Below are 16565 nucleotides of genomic sequence, written 5' to 3' on the forward strand. Positions count from 1 at the left end.
TGCGTAATACGCCATATCGGTTATCTACCCGCTATACCGAACGAATAACGAAAACCCGTAACCGCGTCGTTAAAATTTTGCTTTTAGCATCAATTTAATAGTGCGCCCTGGCGCCGGTACACTGGAACGCACCAGTGGGTCAATGTGGTAGACATCGGTTAAATTGGTCCCTACGACTTCAAGCGCGATGTGGCGTGATAGCTGGTAATTGGCAAATGCATCAAACGTTAAGGTATCGTCGCGCTGAACCACCTCATCTGACTTGGCTTTGGCAAGGTACGCGCCTTTGATCCCAGCTTCTAACTGACGATTGAAAAAGCGATGGCCCAGTTGCAGCGACGTCGACCACGCTGGGGGGACTTGCGATTCTAAATATCCGCCAGGAAAACCGCCAAACAGACAATTGCGATAGTATTCTGGCTCGTCGGGGCGATAACGTGTGACGACGGAGCTCTCATCACAGACTTGATTGGTGAGCATGTAAGCGCCATTTAAATCGGCAAACCAATCACCATCATCGTAGTTCGCTTGCAGCTCCAACCCTGCCAGCGTCTGCGAATCAATATTGCTAAAGCGCAGCATGTCATCTCGCTCAATCACGTTTTCAGTGAGGTGGTGAAAGTAAGCCAGTTTCAGATCACCGTGAGTAAAATGATGAATGTAGCCTAACTCATGATTCACCGTTGCTTCGGGTTTGAGGCTGGTATACGCATTATTTAACGCAGAAAAGCTAAGCGTGCTTTCAAAGAGGCTTGGAAAGCGCAACATTTGGCTGTAGCGATAGTAAATACGGTCTTGCGGCGTGGGAGAAAATGCCACGGAGGCAAATGGTGACCAACCCTGCCCGTGATCGTGTGTTTTGGGACGCATGTTCACTTTGGTATTCAATTGATTGGTCGCACGACACGTCCCTTCAATGTAGTTGTCGGGTAATAGTCCATTAGCGGGGTCACAGGGGTTTTGCGCACGGCTATATTTACCGTTTCCATCGTGTAACCAAGCTTGTGTGCGCTCTTCAATTTGACCTTCTTTGCGCAGCTTGGCTTCTTCTTCAGCAAGATCAGCCAATATCTGGCTCTCAGGGAACCCAAAATCCTCCAGCATTCTACGATAACTGTCCAGTATCGCCTGAATTTCAGCCTCACTCAGGAACACTCGCACTTTATAGCTGGCTTCAAGCCCCGGTGAGACAGCCTGCTGCGTGAACAGAGTATCGCCCCCTTCGGCTTGTCGCGCGGCAAGGAAGTCATCTTTAACATCAAAGCCTTGAAACTTCACACCAGCGTTAAGCGTCCATTGGGTATGTGGCTGCCAAGTGGCTTGTAAGCTGGCATCAAATTCTTGATAGGTCCCTTCTTGTGGAAAGTGCACCCAACCATCGGCTTTGTTCGCATCATAAGTGTCATCAGAACGTTGCTCTCGGTATTGATATCGTCCTGCGGCAGTCATAGATAAGGTGTCACTGAACGCCATGGTATTACTGATATTCACGCCAATACGGCTATCTTTTGCATTAGACGCAGCAGTATTGCGCAATAGGGTGCTGTAGCCCGGCAACAGGTCATGGTTATTGGCATAGTTAGGAAACCCACCTCGGGTATTGGTATCACTGACGGTGTAAGTGGTCCATAACTTGGCCGTTAAATCAATCCAAGGGTCCTTTGGCGACCAATGATAATCAAGGTTATAAGCTTGCGCACGCACGCGGCTAAGTGGCCATTGCGCCATTTTATTGCCATCGACTAAGTCACCAGAGCGGCTCGCCATGATTTCACCATACTCGGCATCGGTGTAGCGCGCGCCAAGGCTCAATTGCTGCGCGCCCTCGAAAAGGAATGTACTTTTCAGCAACACAGATTCGGTTTCGCTGGACGTGTTGGGAATTTCCGCGCCCGGCAGATGGCGCAGTGCCAAGGTCTCTGGGTCGACCTTGGTCATATAGGCTTCTTTCGAATCGCCGCTTTTATAAAAACCGCTATCATGTTTGCCACCATAATAATTGCCTTTATAGCGATAAGCGTAAGCAGCCAACCATTCCATGCTTTCGTCTCGTTTCGCCAGCGCAAGACGGTAAGCATAATCATCCCCCGAGAAAGGATTGTTGTTCTTGTTGTGGCTCATCGGCTGCCAAAGCGAAGGATCGGCGTAAGGATATTGGGGTGTGGACGGAAACCCGTCGACGTCTCGATAATCTTGCCCTGTGTATAAGGTCCCTAACGTGGGCGCAACCGCATTGTTGCTTCCTTCAATCAAGAACTCACCGCCAAAGTCTTTTCCCGGCAGCAAAATATCTTGTGCAGAGAGGGTGTTGACGACCACCGCGCCGCCTGTGGATGTTTTGACATTCGCCACAGTATTGGGGCCTTTGATCACCTGCACACCACCAATTAAGTTGGGATCAATATAGCTGCGATTCGAGACACCGCGATAGCCACGCCAGACAGTCAGCCCTTGCTCTGTACCATCGATGAGGACAGGCACACGACCCGGCCCTTGAACACCTCGAATATTTGGGTCAATGCCGCCGCCGTTGCGCGCATCACCACTGTACACATTGGGCATACCTTTAAAGAGATCAGCCGCATCTTTACCTTTATATCGCTCAACCTCTTTTTTGCCCGCGTACACCGTTGACCGGTTGTCATCGTAAACAGCATATTTACCCGCTTCATCGCGACTAATCTCCCCTTCCGAAAACGACACATCTAGGGTATCGAGCGTCAGCGACTCTGTGCTGTCGGTAATTTGATAGCTGCCATCGGCTTGTCGGTGTGCCGTCAACCCCGTACTGGTCAGTAGGGTGTTGAGGCCTTGCTCTGGAGTAAACTGTCCGTCGAGCCCCGCACTGTAAAAACCTTCGGACAAACGCGCATCCAGATGAAATTCGATACCCGATGCCAGCGCAAAGGCTTTTAATACCGCATCAAGCTCTCCGGCGGGGATCTGGTAGGTATTTACCGTGTCTGTTTGGGCATAAACGGGGGAATAAAAAGGCACGCCCAAGGTTAACGATAGACACAATATCGATGACTGCAGTTTCACAATACGGCTCCACTTAAGTGAATTAACTAACCGATACACCGAACGAAGGCGTGGGATCCGTAAAGATGAGTGTCATTTTTTATTGGGCTGGAATAATTTGCACCCAGAGCGCAGTGCGAAAGCGCAGGGCAATAGGCAGAATGGTTTCTAAATGCGCCAGCGTTTGCTGGATATTACGGGTGGAAAATACCCCCGTCACGGTTAGATCATTCAGTTGCGCATCTAAGCGCAACCAGCCTGAGAAATACCGTGAGAGCTCTTCAACTAGCGTCGAAAGCGGCATGCGTTCAGCCACGAGTTTTTGCTCCAACCAGCTCACCGCGTGAGTTTCTAAAGGCGCAAGATGCCGCACCTTATTGTCCGTACATTGCACCGAATGCCCGGCGGGAATGTAACGCCGTTGACCCTGAAACGGCTGAATACGCGCATTGGTCGATAACAATTGTATGGCACTGAAGCGCGTGAACTGGCGCACCGCAAGCTGGCCTTGCTCCTCAACCCACACCTGACCGTGGGCGGTGAGAACCGATAAAGGCGATGCCGCTTCGAACAGCACTTCACCGCGCTCAAGGAAAATCTGTTTTTTCCCGCCTTGATAATCGACCCACACCCGCGAGTCTGTGTTTAACGCGACACGACTCTGATCCGGCAAGGTGAACTGTTTGAGCTCCCCGACTCGGCTTGCCAAGGCAACGCCCTGTTCGTAACGATGCGCATTAGAGCGCCATGCCAATAAGCACCCTGCGCCAATACCAATGCCACCAAGCATCAAAAACCGCCGGCGCGACAGGCCACTTTGTCGCAATAAGACCGAATGATGTCCCGAGACATCCTGAAGCTGGGATTGCACACCTTCCAGCGCTTGCCATGCCTTTTCATGATGAGGGTGAGCACGTCGCCACTGTGATAGCGCCTGTTTATCCTGCTCAGACACATCGTCCGCCCACATACGAGCCATCCATTGTGCCGCTTGTTCAACCACGTGAGGCGATAAAGATGACATCATGAATCACTCTTGTGCAGCGAGTACACAGGTCGCCAGTGCCTTGGCGACATACTTCTCTACCGAGGAAATCGAGACAGAAAGCGCCTTTGCGATGTCTTTATAGCTCATTCCCTCTAGCTGGCGCATCAGCAAAGCCTGCCGCACCTTGACCGGTAAATGTCCTAATAACGCATCAACCGCCACCAAGGCTTCCATGGTTTGTTGATGTTGCTCGGGCGAGCTGGCCATGCGTTCCGGCTGCGCTTGCAGATAGTCTAAGTAAGCTTGCTCAACGCGACGACGGCGATACCAATCGACGATCAAGCCTTTGGCGATATGAGTAAGGTAAGCACGCGCACTGTCTGTATCAGGCAAACGGCCAGAGTTAAGCAAACGCAAATAGGTATCTTGCACTAAGTCTGCCGACGTTGACGGGCATCCCATCCGTCGCTGAATAAAGCCCGAAAGCCAGCGCTGATGTGACACATACAGCGAGGTAACACCCTGATGTAACGCCTGCTGACTCCCTATCATTGAATGTGCTCCCTACACCAAAATCGACCACTCAATACAAACGCTAACAATTATCATTAATAATTGCGTATATGCAAGCATGTTCTAGACAGAGCCATGCTTTATCGACTCAGCGCACAGTTTGTGTCACACCGGCAATCGCGCACACATGTATCGAGTCAGTAAGTTCACGCTCTAGCGTTCAAATCCCCGCCGGTTCGTGCTAACCTGCGCGCCTCCCATCGGGAGACTACTATCTATTCGTCGATCTCCGTCAATACGATTGCGCTATGCTTTGGTATTGGCATCAGCCGGTTAAAGTGATCAATCCATGAGTCAAGGTACGCTTTATATTGTTTCTGCCCCGAGCGGTGCAGGCAAATCAAGCCTGATTTCAGCACTGCTGAATGACAACCCACGCTATGACATGAAAGTGTCGGTTTCACACACCACACGCGCTATGCGTCCCGGTGAAGAAAACGGCGTGCATTACCATTTTGTCGCAGTAGAAGAATTCAAGGCCTTAATTGATCAAGGCGCCTTTTTGGAACACGCAGAAGTCTTTGGCAACTATTACGGGACATCGCGCGTATGGATTGAAGAGATGCTTAATAAAGGCATCGACATCTTTTTGGACATTGATTGGCAAGGGGCGCAGCAAATTCGTCAACAGATGCCGAACAGTAAAAGCATCTTTATTTTGCCGCCTAGCCGCGAAGAGTTAGAGCGCCGTCTCACCGCTCGCGGCCAAGATAGCGAAGAGGTGATCGCCAAACGCATGCAAGAAGCACGTTCAGAGATCTCTCACTATGCTGAATATGACTATTTGATCATTAATGATGACTTTGATGTCGCATTAATGGATCTTAAAGCGATCCTCCGTGCAGAGCGGATGCGTCAGCCTAAACAAGCCAGCAAATATCATGCAATGATTGACGACTTGCTGGCCGACTAATCATGAATATTGGCGTTTGTTCGATTGCAGCGCACCCAGTGCTAGCAATGGACGGCCGCCTTTTGTATAATTTTCGGTCATTTTTAAGACCTGTTTATCACTACAGCTGGAGTCCTTCATGGCACGCGTAACTGTTCAAGACGCCGTTGAAAAAATTGGTAACCGTTTCGATCTCGTTCTGGTTGCGGCCCGCCGCGCCCGCCAAATGCAAACGGGTGGTAAAGATCCTCTAGTACCAGAAGAAAATGACAAGTACACCGTTATCTCACTGCGTGAGATCGAAGAAGGACTGATCAACAAAGAAGTGCTAGACGCGCGTGAGCGTCAAGAAAAGCAGGAGCAAGAAGCTGCCGAAATGGCCGCTGTTAGCACCATTTCTGGTCACCGTTAATCGCGTCATCATCAGGGAACAGGCCGTTTGTACCTCTTTGATAGCCTGAAAGAAGTCGCGAACCAATACTTGCCGGAATCGCAGCTTGAAGCGCTCCGGCAAGCGTATCTGGTTGCGCGCGATGCCCATGACGGGCAAACCCGCTCCACCGGTGAGCCCTACATCATCCACCCCATCGCCGTTGCGCGGATCCTCGCAGAAATGCGCTTGGACTGCGAAACCTTAATGGCGGCGTTGCTGCACGATGTGATTGAAGACACAGACGTGACCAAAGAGGATCTGCAACAACGCTTTGGTGATGTGGTTGCGGATCTGGTGGATGGCGTTTCCAAGCTCGACAAGCTCAAGTTTCGCGATCGCAAAGAAGCGCAGGCGGAAAACTTCCGCAAAATGGTCATGGCCATGGCCCATGACATTCGCGTCATTCTGATTAAGCTCAGCGACCGTACCCATAATATGCGTACCTTGGGTGCCCTGCGCCCCGATAAACGTCGCCGTATTGCCCGCGAAACACTGGAAATTTTTGCCCCACTCGCTCACCGCCTCGGTATTCACAATATTAAAGTGGAGCTCGAAGAGCTCGGCTTTGAAGCGCTCTACCCCAACCGCTATCGCGTCCTCAAAAAAGTGATTGCGCAAGCGCGGGGCAACCGCAAAGAAATGATCCAAAAAATCCATGCGGAAATCGAAGGCCGCTTGGAAGATGCCGGGATCAACGCGCGCGTGCTTGGCCGAGAGAAGAATCTTTATTCCATCTATAACAAGATGAAGAATAAAGAACAGCGCTTTCATACCATTATGGATTTGTATGCCTTTCGCGTGATCGTCGACGACCTCGACACCTGTTACCGCGTCTTAGGGCAAATGCATAATTTGTATAAACCACGTCCCGGCCGCTTGAAAGATTACATTGCCGTGCCGAAGGCGAACGGTTATCAATCACTGCATACGTCAATGATTGGTCCGCATGGTGTGCCAGTTGAAGTGCAAATTCGCACTGAAGACATGGACCAGATGGCGGACAAAGGGGTCGCTGCGCACTGGGCGTATAAGAGCGGCGCCGAACGTCCATCCGGTACCACGGCACAAAAACGTGCTCAGCGCTGGATGCAAAACTTGATTGAACTGCAGCAAAGCGCGGGGAACTCCTTCGAGTTTATCGAAAGCGTTAAATCCGATCTTTTCCCCGATGAGCTGTATGTCTTTACCCCGAAAGGGCGTATCGTCGAGCTCCCCGTGGGCGCCACGGCCGTTGACTTTGCCTATGCGGTTCATACCGATGTGGGTAACACCTGTGTCGGCGCGCGAGTCAATCGTCAACCGTATCCGCTAAGCCAACCACTGAAAAACGGCCAAACCATTGAGATCATTACCGCTCCAGGCGCTCGCCCGAATGCCGCATGGCTCAATTATGTGGTGACCGCTCGGGCACGGACCAAAATCCGCCAAGTGCTCAAAACCATGCGCCGTGAAGAATCAGTCACATTGGGACGTCGTTTGCTCAACCATGCGCTGGGTGAGAAGAACCTACCCGATGTCGATCCTGACCGCCTCAATGCGATTTTGACCGACCTGAAGCTAGAAAGCAGCGATGATTTGCTCGCCGCGATCGGCTTGGGTGAGTTAATGAGTGTCGTGATCGCTCGCCGCCTGCTGGACGATGAAAACACGGACGCGGAACCTTCGGACGGGAAAATGCCTATCCGTGGCGCAGATGGTATCTTGGTCACTTATGCCAACTGTTGCCGCCCTATTCCGGGCGATCCGATTATCGCGCACGTCAGCCCCGGTAAAGGCTTGGTGATCCACCGTGAAACCTGCTCAAACATTCGCGGCTACCGTCAAGAGCCGGATAAATATATGCCTGTTGAGTGGGCAGACGATTTCGATCAGGAGTTCAGTACTCGTCTACGCGTAGATATGCAGAACCATCAAGGGGCGCTAGCGGATTTAACCAACACCATCGCCGCGACGGGATCGAATATTCAGGGACTGACGACCGAAGAAAAAGATGGCCGCTTGTACACCATCTTTGTTCGCCTCACCACCACAGACAGGGTTCACCTTGCCAATATTATGCGCCGCATTCGTGTGATGCCAAACGTGGTCAAGGTCAGCCGTCAAAAGAACTAGCCATGTTGCCATTTCGTGCTCAGGCTATTACTCGCCCGCCTTTTGGTGGGCGAGCTTGTTTCTCTCCTATCGTGTAACTAACGGAACCTCACCATGACACCAGAACGGTTTGAACGAATTCATCAAGTGCTTGCTCAGCGCCAGCCTGATCTCACCGTGTGTATGGAACAAGTCCATAAGCCAAATAATATCTCTGCCATTATTCGCACCGCGGATGCCGTCGGCGTACATCGTCTTCATGCCGTCTGGCCAAAAGGCAGTAAAATGCGCGCTTTGGGTGGCACCTCAGCAGGCTCTCGCAACTGGGTCGATGTACAAACCCATGATTCGACTGCCGAAGCCTTTGATGCGCTTCACGCTCAAGGCATGCAGATCTTAGTCACCAACTTATCCGACACCGCCATCGATTTTCGCGACGTCGATTACACCCGCCCTACCGCTATCGTATTAGGCCAAGAAAAAGAAGGCATCAGTCGCGAAGCGCTCGATAAGGCGGATCAAGATATCCTCATCCCAATGGTGGGTATGGTACAGTCATTAAACGTGTCAGTGGCGAGTGCTCTTATTCTGTATGAAGCCCAGCGACAGCGCCAATTAGCGGGTATGTACCAGCGGGCTCACACCCGTATTCCAGACGAAGAAGTCCACAAGATCCTGTTTGAACGGGGCCATCCTGTTTTAGCACGCGTGGCTAAACAAAAAGGGCTGCCCTATCCACCGCTGGATGAACACGGGCAAATCGTTGCTGATGAGGCATGGTGGTCTGCGATGCAGGCAGCCAAACACAAACGTAGTAAATAACGGACTATTTTGATGCGATCATCCATGCTCAATGCTGTCTCAGTCGAAACAATGGCCGGTGTCGGCGCCAAAATGGCGGAAAAGCTGACCAAGCTGGGGTTGTATACGGTTCAAGATGTCTTGTTTCACTTGCCGTACCGTTATGAAGATCGCACACGCGTCTGGCCGATCGCCAGTTTGCTCCCCGGACAAACCGCGACCGTTGAGGGTGAAGTGACGCACAATGACACTGTGTTTGGGCGCCGCCGCATGCTGACCGTGCGGATCCATGATGGCAATGGTTCGCTGACGCTACGCTTTTTTAACTTCAACGCCGCGATGAAAAACAGCCTCGCCATCGGCAAACATGTGAAGGCTTATGGCGAGCTAAAACGCGGTAAGCATGGCCTAGAAATCATTCACCCTGACTATAAAGTCTTTTCTGAGCCTACCGAGCTTGCGCTAGAAGAAACCCTGACACCTGTCTATCCCACCACCGAAGGGCTGCGCCAAGCTACCTTGCGCAGTCTAACCGACCAAGCGTTGGCATTGCTGGACAAAAGTGGTGTACAAGAGTTACTCCCTGAGGGCTTATATGATAGACAGCTTTCATTACGCGATGCCTTACACCTTTTGCATCGCCCACCACCTGAGGTGTCACTTGAGGCCTTGCAAGCCGGACAACACCCTGCTCAACGTCGCTTAATTATTGAAGAATTACTCGCCCAACATCTGTCGATGCTGTCCGTTCGTCATCAAGCGCAAGCGGTCAGTGCAACGCCGTTGCCACCGAATGGGGCGCTGAGCCAACAATTGCTGGCCAACCTGCCATTCTCACCCACAGGGGCACAATCGCGCGTGGTCGATGAAATCAGTCGCGATCTAGCTAAGCCCGTCCCCATGATGCGCTTGGTACAAGGCGATGTGGGCGCGGGTAAGACGCTGGTTGCGGTATTGGCGGCGCTGCAAGCTATCGAACACGGTTACCAAGTCGCATTAATGGCCCCCACGGAGCTATTGGCCGAACAGCATGCGGTGAATTTTGCCCAATGGCTGGAGCCGTTGGGTATTCAGGTTGGTTGGCTCGCCGGTAAGCTTAAAGGCAAAGCGCGCGACGCTGAACTTGCACGGATTGCCAGCGGTGAGGCGAAAATGGTGGTCGGCACGCATGCGTTGTTTCAAGCCCATGTCGACTTTGACCATTTAGCCTTGGTGATCATTGATGAGCAACACCGCTTTGGTGTTCACCAACGCCTCGCCCTGCGAGAGAAAGGCGAGCAACAAGGGGCGCATCCGCATCAATTGATCATGACAGCCACCCCGATCCCGCGTACTCTCGCGATGACTGCGTATGCCGATCTCGATACCTCGATTATCGATGAGCTCCCCCCGGGGCGCACGCCAATCCAAACCGTTGCCGTGCCAGATACGCGTCGCGATGACATTATTGCGCGTGTCAGTGCCGCCTGCGGTGAAGGCCGCCAGGCGTATTGGGTGTGTACCTTGATTGAAGAATCCGACGCTCTCGAAGCACAAGCTGCTGAAGATACCGCCACCGCACTCAAAGCGGCACTTCCTCATCTTGCCGTCGGCCTTGTCCACGGACGCATGAAAGCGGCCGAAAAACAAGCCGTCATGCAAGCCTTTAAGCAAGGGGAGCTGCATTTGTTGGTCGCAACTACCGTGATTGAAGTGGGCGTCGATGTCCCCAATGCGAGTTTGATGATCATTGAAAACCCCGAGCGGCTCGGGTTGGCACAGCTTCACCAATTACGGGGCCGTGTCGGTCGAGGCTCCGTCGCCAGCCACTGTGTGCTCTTGTATCATGCCCCTTTGTCTAAAACCGCCAGTCAACGCTTGGGCGTCCTGCGCGAGAGCAATGATGGCTTTGTGATCGCACAGCGCGATCTCGATATTCGCGGGCCCGGCGAGCTTCTCGGTACCCGGCAAACCGGCTTGGCCGAGTTTAAAATTGCCGATTTGGTGCGTGACCAAGCGCTGATCCCCGAGGTACAGAAGTTAGCGCACCACCTGCATCAACACTATCCGCAACACGCCGCCGCAATCATCGCACGTTGGCTTGGCCATAAAACCCATTATTCCAACGCATGATCGTCGATATCGCTCTCCCAGTGGGCCATGACCAACGCCATGGCCTCGGATTTGCTATATCCGGCTTGATTGGCCACCTGAATAAAATGCGCCAATGGCGCTTGTACATATTGCAACCGTTGATGAGGCTCAGCAGGACGCGCTTGCTGGCTGACTTTCATCCCAACGCCTCGCACTCGCTCTAACCATCCTTGCTCGGCAAGTTGCTGATAACTGCGCGAGACCGTCATCGGGTTCATCTTTAACTCTTGCGCCAGCACGCGTACCGACGGCAAGCGCTCGCCTGAGCGCAGCGCACCACTGGCGATCTGACGCTGGATTTGCTCAATCAATTGCTGAAATTTCGGGGTAGGATCGTTTTTATCTAAACAAAGTCGCATAGGCCATAGTGTGTGTATTAGTTCTATACGACAGTATGGTCGGCCTATCCGCCTTCGCGAATAGGCCGTGGAGAAAACGTGGCAACGCGCACACTAGCTTTTAGTACGCCCTTGATTGACCGGAAATGTCATCTGGATCCTCAGCCCTCCTTCGGTACGGGAAGACAGGCGAATATCGCCGCGCAGTTGTTCCACAATCCGTTTCACAATGGCGAGTCCCAGTCCGGTTCCCTCGCTACCACGAGCCGAATCCCCCCGCGTGAACGGCTGGAAAAGCGACGCTTCTAGGCTCGCATCAATGCCCGGTCCATTGTCCTCAACTTCGACCCATTGGTGGGTATGATCGGCGGTACTGCCACAACGAATGCGTACCCAGCCGTTGCCATAGCGGACCGCGTTAACCACTAGGTTAGTCACGGCCCGCTTAAGCGCCACCGAGTTGGCATACAACTCGCCATACAAAGGCAGCAACTCGGTATCCATTTCGATACCCACCAGCTGTTGGCTATTCGCCACATCACGACAAATGCTCGCTAAATCTACCGGATCAGGGTCTTGCTGCTGCACCGCGCGCAGATAATCCATAAACTGGTTGATGATCTCGTTGCACTCTTCGGTGTCTTTGGTGATGCTATCGGCAAGGTATTCATCGTCCGGCGACATCATTTCGGTCGCCAAGCGAATGCGCGTCAGCGGCGTGCGCAAATCATGGCTCACCCCTGCCATCAGCAAGGCGCGATCCTCTTCGAGTTTGCGTATGCCTGCAGACATTTTATTAAACGCCACTGTCACCGCTTGAATTTCAGAGGCGCCTTTTGGAGCAACAGGCTCAGGAAACCGGCCTTCAGCCACATCTAACGCAGCACGCTCTAAGGTCACCAGAGGGCGATTTTGCATCTTGATAAACAGCCAACCACCTGCAATCACCAGCAACGCAATAATCAGGCTGTATTGGAAAAGGGGCGCAAAGTCATCTTGATGCAGTTCGGAAAGCGGAATACGCATCAAAAAGTCATCGATGGCGTCAAACTTTAACCACAGTACATAGCTGTCTTCACCGCTGACAAGGCGCACTTCGGTCGGCGTTCCCAGCTCTTCGCTCATCCGCGCACTGAGATAATCGATCTGCATCGCGTCTTGGTAGGCGCCTGCGGCGTCACTATTGGGGGCATGTAAGGTCACCCCAATTTGTTCCAGCAGTTGCCGACGCACGGGCTCACCCAAATGCAGCACTTCCCCGTCTCTCAGCGTCCAATCCTCTTCTAGCATCAAGCGCACTTCAAAGGCCAAGATTTTATTAAACTGCTGCAAGCTGGGGAGCAGGGCATAATTAACGATGGTGAGATAAGAAAAAACTTGGCTGGCAATCAATAGGCCAGCCAAAATCAAAAGCGTGCGGGCAAAGTTGGTGCGCGGCGACATCCGCATCGCTTATACCTCGCCGTCAGGGACAAACACGTAGCCCAATCCCCACACGGTCTGGATATAGCGTGGCTTGCTCGGATCTTCTTCAATCATGCGGCGCAATCGCGAAATTTGCACATCAATGGAGCGTTCCATCGCGGAGTACTCACGTCCGCGCGCCATATTCATCAGCTTGTCGCGTGATAACGGCTCGCGCGCATTGGTCACCAAGGCTTTAAGGACCGCAAATTCGCCCGAGGTTAACGTCATCGGGTCGTCATTACGGAACATCTCCCGTGTACCGAGGTTGAGGCGAAACTCGCCAAATTCGACCACCTTGGTGTCTGCACTCGGTGCGCCCGGCGCTTCAATGGTTTGGCGGCGCAAGACAGCACGGAGACGCGCCAATAGCTCCCGTGGGTTAAATGGCTTGGGCAAGTAATCGTCCGCGCCCACTTCTAATCCGACAATGCGGTCAATTTCATCACCCTTTGCGGTGAGCATTAAAATCGGTAATTGGTTGTTCGCCTGACGCAAACGGCGGCAGATAGATAAGCCATCTTCACCCGGCAGCATCAGATCCAAGACCATCAGGTGAAAGGCTTCCCGCGCGAGCAAGCGATCCATCTGTTCGGCATTGGCCACACTGCGCACTTGGAAGCCCTGCTCAGTTAGGTAACGCTCCAGTAGCGAACGCAGACGCATATCATCATCCACCACTAGGATTTTATAGTTTTCTTGCATGGTTAACCCTCATACTCAATGCGGTTATCTGCCGACAAATCAAGCAGTCATTGCTGTAATCATACCGGATTTTGCCACATTTGCGCGGATTGACACTGATGGTTCCGCCACGAAACAACGAAGAAATTGTTACCGAGTGTTGCCTCGACAAGCTTGCTCGGTTCTTGTAATTTGCTCGTTGAAATTGCATCACTTATTGAGGCTTCGCGAGGGTTAAGGAGACGCTGCGTGAAAACCAAACTGGTCACCCGTGAAGGGTTTAACGCACTCAAAGCGGAACATGACCACCTGTGGCATGAAAAACGCCCAGAGATCACCAAAATTGTCAGTTGGGCGGCAAGTTTAGGCGACCGCTCAGAGAATGCCGACTACACCTACAACAAGCGCTTGCTGCGACAAATTGACCGCCGCGTCCGTTATCTGCGCAAGCGGCTGAATGAACTCACCATTGTCGACTACTCACCCCAACAAGAAGGGCGGGTCTTTTTTGGCGCTTGGGTAGAAATTGAAAACGAGGCGGGCGATATCAAGCGCTTTCGGATTGTTGGCCCTGATGAGATTTACGATCGCAAAGACTACATCTCGATTGATGCGCCCATGGCGCGCGCCCTGCTCAAAAAAGCGGTCGATGATGAGGTGGTGGTCCGAACCCCTGAAGGCGAGAAGCATTGGTTCGTCAATACAATCACTTACCCAACCGAGACCGACTCACGGGAACCTTAACGACCACAAGGGTCAAAGAAACAGATTCAATGGCAGTGCTGCGGTGCTGCCGTGCTTGTTTACAAAAGGATATGCATGCACAGTCAACTGACTCAAACCCTGGCTAAAGAGCTCAATGTCTCACCCAACCAGGTCGCAACCGCCGTTGCGCTGCTCGATGACGGAAATACCGTCCCCTTTATTGCTCGCTATCGAAAAGAAGCCACCCAAGGGCTGGATGACAGCCAACTGCGCACGCTGGAAACACGCTTAGTGTACTTGCGCGAAATGGAGGCTCGGCGTGACACCATCCTAAAATCGATTGATGAGCAAGGTAAACTAACCGATAGCTTGCGTCGCGACATTTTGGCGGCGGACAGCAAGAACCGCTTGGAAGATCTCTATCTGCCCTATAAACCCAAGCGTCGTACCAAAGGACAGATTGCCATTGAAGCAGGCCTAGCACCCTTGGCCGAGGCCTTATGGCAAGACGCGTCGCACGATCCTGACACGCTCGCCCAATCCTATTTCAATCCCGAGCAAGGCATCGCCGACACCAAGGCAGCACTCGACGGCGCCCGCGCCATCATGATGGAACGCCTCGCTGAAGATGCCGCCTTGCTCGATAAAATTCGTCAATATCTCAACCAATACGCGGTGTTGCGCGCAAGTGTTGTCACAGGCCAAGAAGAGGCTGGGACGAAATTTAAAGACTACTTCGATCATCAAGAGCCGATCGCTAAAGTGCCTTCTCACCGCGCCTTAGCCATGCTACGTGGCCGCAACGAAGGCGTCTTGCAACTGGCCTTAGTCGCTGACCCAGACCAAGAAGCAGACAGTAAAGGCAGTATCTGCGAAACCATGATTGCCGAGCATTACGGCTTATCCTTGGGCAGTGCGCCCGCCGATCGTTGGCGTAAGCAAGTTATCGCGTTCGCGTGGCGAGTCAAAATACTCATGCACCTTGAGACTGAGCTTATGGCCAGTTTGAAAGAGCGGGCCGAAAGCGACGCCATTGATGTCTTTGCCGCCAACCTGAAAGACGTTCTGATGGCCGCTCCCGCGGGCCCACGCTGTACGCTCGGCATTGATCCGGGTTTGCGTACCGGCTGTAAGGTGGCCGTGGTCGACGGTACAGGGAAATTGCTCGATACCGCCACCATTTATCCTACCGCCCCGCGTCACGACGTAGATAGGGCGAGCAAAACGGTGCTCAATTTAATTAAACGTCATCAGGTCAACCTCATCGCAATCGGCAACGGCACCGCCTCCCGCGAGACCGAAGCGTTTGCCAAAACCATGCTGAGTCAGGCCGGCTTAGCCATTCAGACCGTCATGGTCAGTGAGGCGGGTGCCTCGGTGTATTCGGCATCGGAATTAGCTGCGAATGAATTTCCCGACCTTGATGTCTCGCTGCGTGGTGCCGTTTCTATCGCCCGCCGCCTGCAAGACCCACTGGCCGAACTGGTTAAAATTGACCCGAAATCGATTGGTGTAGGCCAATATCAGCACGATGTCTCTCAAAGTCAGCTTGCCAAAAAACTCGATGCTGTAGTCGAAGACTGTGTGAACGCGGTCGGAGTGGATCTGAATAGTGCATCGGCGCCACTCCTGACTCGTGTCGCTGGCTTAAGCCAAACCATGGCGCAAAATATTGTCGCTTTTCGTGATGAAAATGGCCGCTTTGGCGATCGTAAAACCCTGCTAAAAGTGCCGCGTCTTGGCCCTAAAGCATTCGAGCAATGTGCGGGCTTTTTACGGGTAATGGACGGTGCCAACCCGCTGGATCGCTCTGGCGTTCACCCAGAAACCTATTCTTTGGTCAAACGTATTGCGGAGAAAACTGGCAAAGCCGTCGAGGCACTCGTCGGTAACAGCCGTTTCTTGCAAAGCCTGAACGCGAAAGAGTTTGCAGATGACAGCTTTGGGGCAATCACGGTTACCGACGTGCTTAACGAGTTGGCAAAACCCGGCCGCGACCCGCGTCCTGAGTTTAAGACCGCCACCTTTGCGGAAGGCATCAATCAAGTCAGCGACCTGAAGCCCGGAATGCAACTGGAAGGCGTGGTGACCAACGTGACGCACTTTGGCGCCTTTGTCGATGTCGGGGTTCACCAAGACGGCTTGGTGCACATCTCCGCCCTATCGAATCGCTTTGTCAGTGACCCTCGCGATGTGGTCAAAGCCGGAGATGTGGTTAAAGTCAAAGTGATGGAGGTGGATGTACCACGCAAACGGATTGGCTTATCCATGCGTTTGGACGATACCCCTTCAGGCGACAGTGCACACCAAGGACAAGGCGATAACCACAAAGCGGGACAGCACCGCCCTTCACGCAAGGCGCCTCGTCAACCCACCAAACCTATCGGCGGGAGCATGGCAGATGCCTTTGCCCGCGCCAAGCGCTCTTAATGACGCAAAAAA

The 16565-nt window shown here is 52.7% G+C and carries 13 protein-coding genes; 7 read left to right on the forward strand and 6 right to left on the reverse strand.

Annotated features, from left to right (window positions below; all coding sequences use genetic code 11):
- Window positions 1-69 precede the first annotated feature (69 nt).
- The 3 genes from E8E00_RS13020 to E8E00_RS13030 form a co-directional block, all read right to left on the reverse strand.
- Window positions 70-3042, reverse strand: coding sequence for a TonB-dependent receptor (locus tag E8E00_RS13020; RefSeq protein WP_136588390.1), 2973 nt, complete (start codon window positions 3040-3042; stop codon window positions 70-72).
- Window positions 3043-3121: 79 nt separating this feature from the next.
- Window positions 3122-4048, reverse strand: a complete 927-nt coding sequence (locus E8E00_RS13025; RefSeq protein WP_096630452.1) for a DUF4880 domain-containing protein — start codon at window positions 4046-4048, stop codon at window positions 3122-3124.
- Between the two features lie 3 nt (window positions 4049-4051).
- The gene (locus tag E8E00_RS13030; RefSeq protein WP_069588980.1) at window positions 4052-4561 is read right to left on the reverse strand and encodes a sigma-70 family RNA polymerase sigma factor; all 510 of its coding nucleotides are present in this window, start codon (window positions 4559-4561) and stop codon (window positions 4052-4054) included.
- A 310-nt stretch (window positions 4562-4871) separates the two neighbouring features.
- Between E8E00_RS13030 and gmk the strand changes: the two genes are divergently transcribed.
- The 5 genes from gmk (at window position 4872) to recG (ending at window position 10911) form a co-directional block, all read left to right on the forward strand.
- On the forward strand, window positions 4872-5495 hold the full coding sequence (gmk, locus tag E8E00_RS13035; RefSeq protein WP_069588981.1) for a guanylate kinase: 624 nt from the start codon (window positions 4872-4874) through the stop codon (window positions 5493-5495).
- Between the two features lie 118 nt (window positions 5496-5613).
- Window positions 5614-5886, forward strand: coding sequence for a DNA-directed RNA polymerase subunit omega (rpoZ, locus tag E8E00_RS13040; RefSeq protein ID WP_069588983.1), 273 nt, complete (start codon window positions 5614-5616; stop codon window positions 5884-5886).
- A gap of 27 nt (window positions 5887-5913) precedes the next feature.
- Window positions 5914-8019, forward strand: a complete 2106-nt coding sequence (gene spoT / locus E8E00_RS13045) for a bifunctional GTP diphosphokinase/guanosine-3',5'-bis pyrophosphate 3'-pyrophosphohydrolase (RefSeq protein WP_069588984.1) — start codon at window positions 5914-5916, stop codon at window positions 8017-8019.
- A 93-nt stretch (window positions 8020-8112) separates the two neighbouring features.
- On the forward strand, window positions 8113-8820 hold the full coding sequence (trmH, locus tag E8E00_RS13050) for a tRNA (guanosine(18)-2'-O)-methyltransferase TrmH (RefSeq protein ID WP_077639834.1): 708 nt from the start codon (window positions 8113-8115) through the stop codon (window positions 8818-8820).
- Between the two features lie 12 nt (window positions 8821-8832).
- Window positions 8833-10911: an ATP-dependent DNA helicase RecG gene (recG, locus tag E8E00_RS13055; RefSeq protein WP_096630449.1), complete on the forward strand. Its 2079-nt coding sequence runs from the start codon at window positions 8833-8835 to the stop codon at window positions 10909-10911.
- On the opposite strand, the gene E8E00_RS13060 is transcribed toward recG, so the two are convergent.
- The 3 genes from E8E00_RS13060 to ompR form a co-directional block, all read right to left on the reverse strand.
- A complete protein-coding gene (locus E8E00_RS13060) occupies window positions 10896-11291 on the reverse strand; it encodes a GntR family transcriptional regulator (protein WP_096630447.1) in 396 nt (131 codons plus the stop codon). The two genes, recG and E8E00_RS13060, sit on opposite strands and share 16 nt — an antisense overlap.
- A gap of 93 nt (window positions 11292-11384) precedes the next feature.
- Complete coding sequence (gene envZ, locus E8E00_RS13065; protein ID WP_069588992.1) at window positions 11385-12719, reverse strand: two-component system sensor histidine kinase EnvZ; 1335 nt, start codon at window positions 12717-12719, stop codon at window positions 11385-11387.
- Between the two features lie 3 nt (window positions 12720-12722).
- A complete protein-coding gene (gene ompR, locus E8E00_RS13070; RefSeq protein WP_069588994.1) occupies window positions 12723-13439 on the reverse strand; it encodes a two-component system response regulator OmpR in 717 nt (238 codons plus the stop codon).
- A 228-nt stretch (window positions 13440-13667) separates the two neighbouring features.
- Between ompR and greB the strand changes: the two genes are divergently transcribed.
- Both greB and E8E00_RS13080 read left to right on the forward strand, forming a co-directional pair.
- A complete protein-coding gene (greB, locus tag E8E00_RS13075) occupies window positions 13668-14162 on the forward strand; it encodes a transcription elongation factor GreB (RefSeq protein ID WP_069588996.1) in 495 nt (164 codons plus the stop codon).
- A 75-nt stretch (window positions 14163-14237) separates the two neighbouring features.
- Window positions 14238-16553 carry a Tex family protein gene (locus E8E00_RS13080; RefSeq protein WP_096630444.1) on the forward strand — a complete coding sequence of 772 codons (2316 nt, stop codon included), beginning with the start codon at window positions 14238-14240 and terminating at the stop codon, window positions 16551-16553.
- Window positions 16554-16565 lie beyond the last annotated feature (12 nt).

This window comes from Salinivibrio sp. YCSC6 (assembly GCF_004916735.1).
In the GTDB taxonomy this organism is placed as follows: Bacteria; Pseudomonadota; Gammaproteobacteria; order Enterobacterales; family Vibrionaceae; genus Salinivibrio; species Salinivibrio proteolyticus.

Excerpts from the sequence above, each read along its gene's own strand:
- E8E00_RS13025 (WP_096630452.1), bottom strand. The coding sequence starts at position 4,048 with ATGATGTCATCTTTATCGCCTCACGTGGTTGAACAAGCGGCACAATGG.
- E8E00_RS13030 (WP_069588980.1), bottom strand. The coding sequence starts at position 4,561 with ATGATAGGGAGTCAGCAGGCGTTACATCAGGGTGTTACCTCGCTGTAT.
- gmk (WP_069588981.1), top strand. The coding sequence starts at position 4,872 with ATGAGTCAAGGTACGCTTTATATTGTTTCTGCCCCGAGCGGTGCAGGC.
- rpoZ (WP_069588983.1), top strand. The coding sequence starts at position 5,614 with ATGGCACGCGTAACTGTTCAAGACGCCGTTGAAAAAATTGGTAACCGT.
- trmH (WP_077639834.1), top strand. The coding sequence starts at position 8,113 with ATGACACCAGAACGGTTTGAACGAATTCATCAAGTGCTTGCTCAGCGC.
- recG (WP_096630449.1), top strand. The coding sequence starts at position 8,833 with ATGCGATCATCCATGCTCAATGCTGTCTCAGTCGAAACAATGGCCGGT.
- E8E00_RS13060 (WP_096630447.1), bottom strand. The coding sequence starts at position 11,291 with ATGCGACTTTGTTTAGATAAAAACGATCCTACCCCGAAATTTCAGCAA.
- envZ (WP_069588992.1), bottom strand. The coding sequence starts at position 12,719 with ATGCGGATGTCGCCGCGCACCAACTTTGCCCGCACGCTTTTGATTTTG.
- ompR (WP_069588994.1), bottom strand. The coding sequence starts at position 13,439 with ATGCAAGAAAACTATAAAATCCTAGTGGTGGATGATGATATGCGTCTG.
- E8E00_RS13080 (WP_096630444.1), top strand. The coding sequence starts at position 14,238 with ATGCACAGTCAACTGACTCAAACCCTGGCTAAAGAGCTCAATGTCTCA.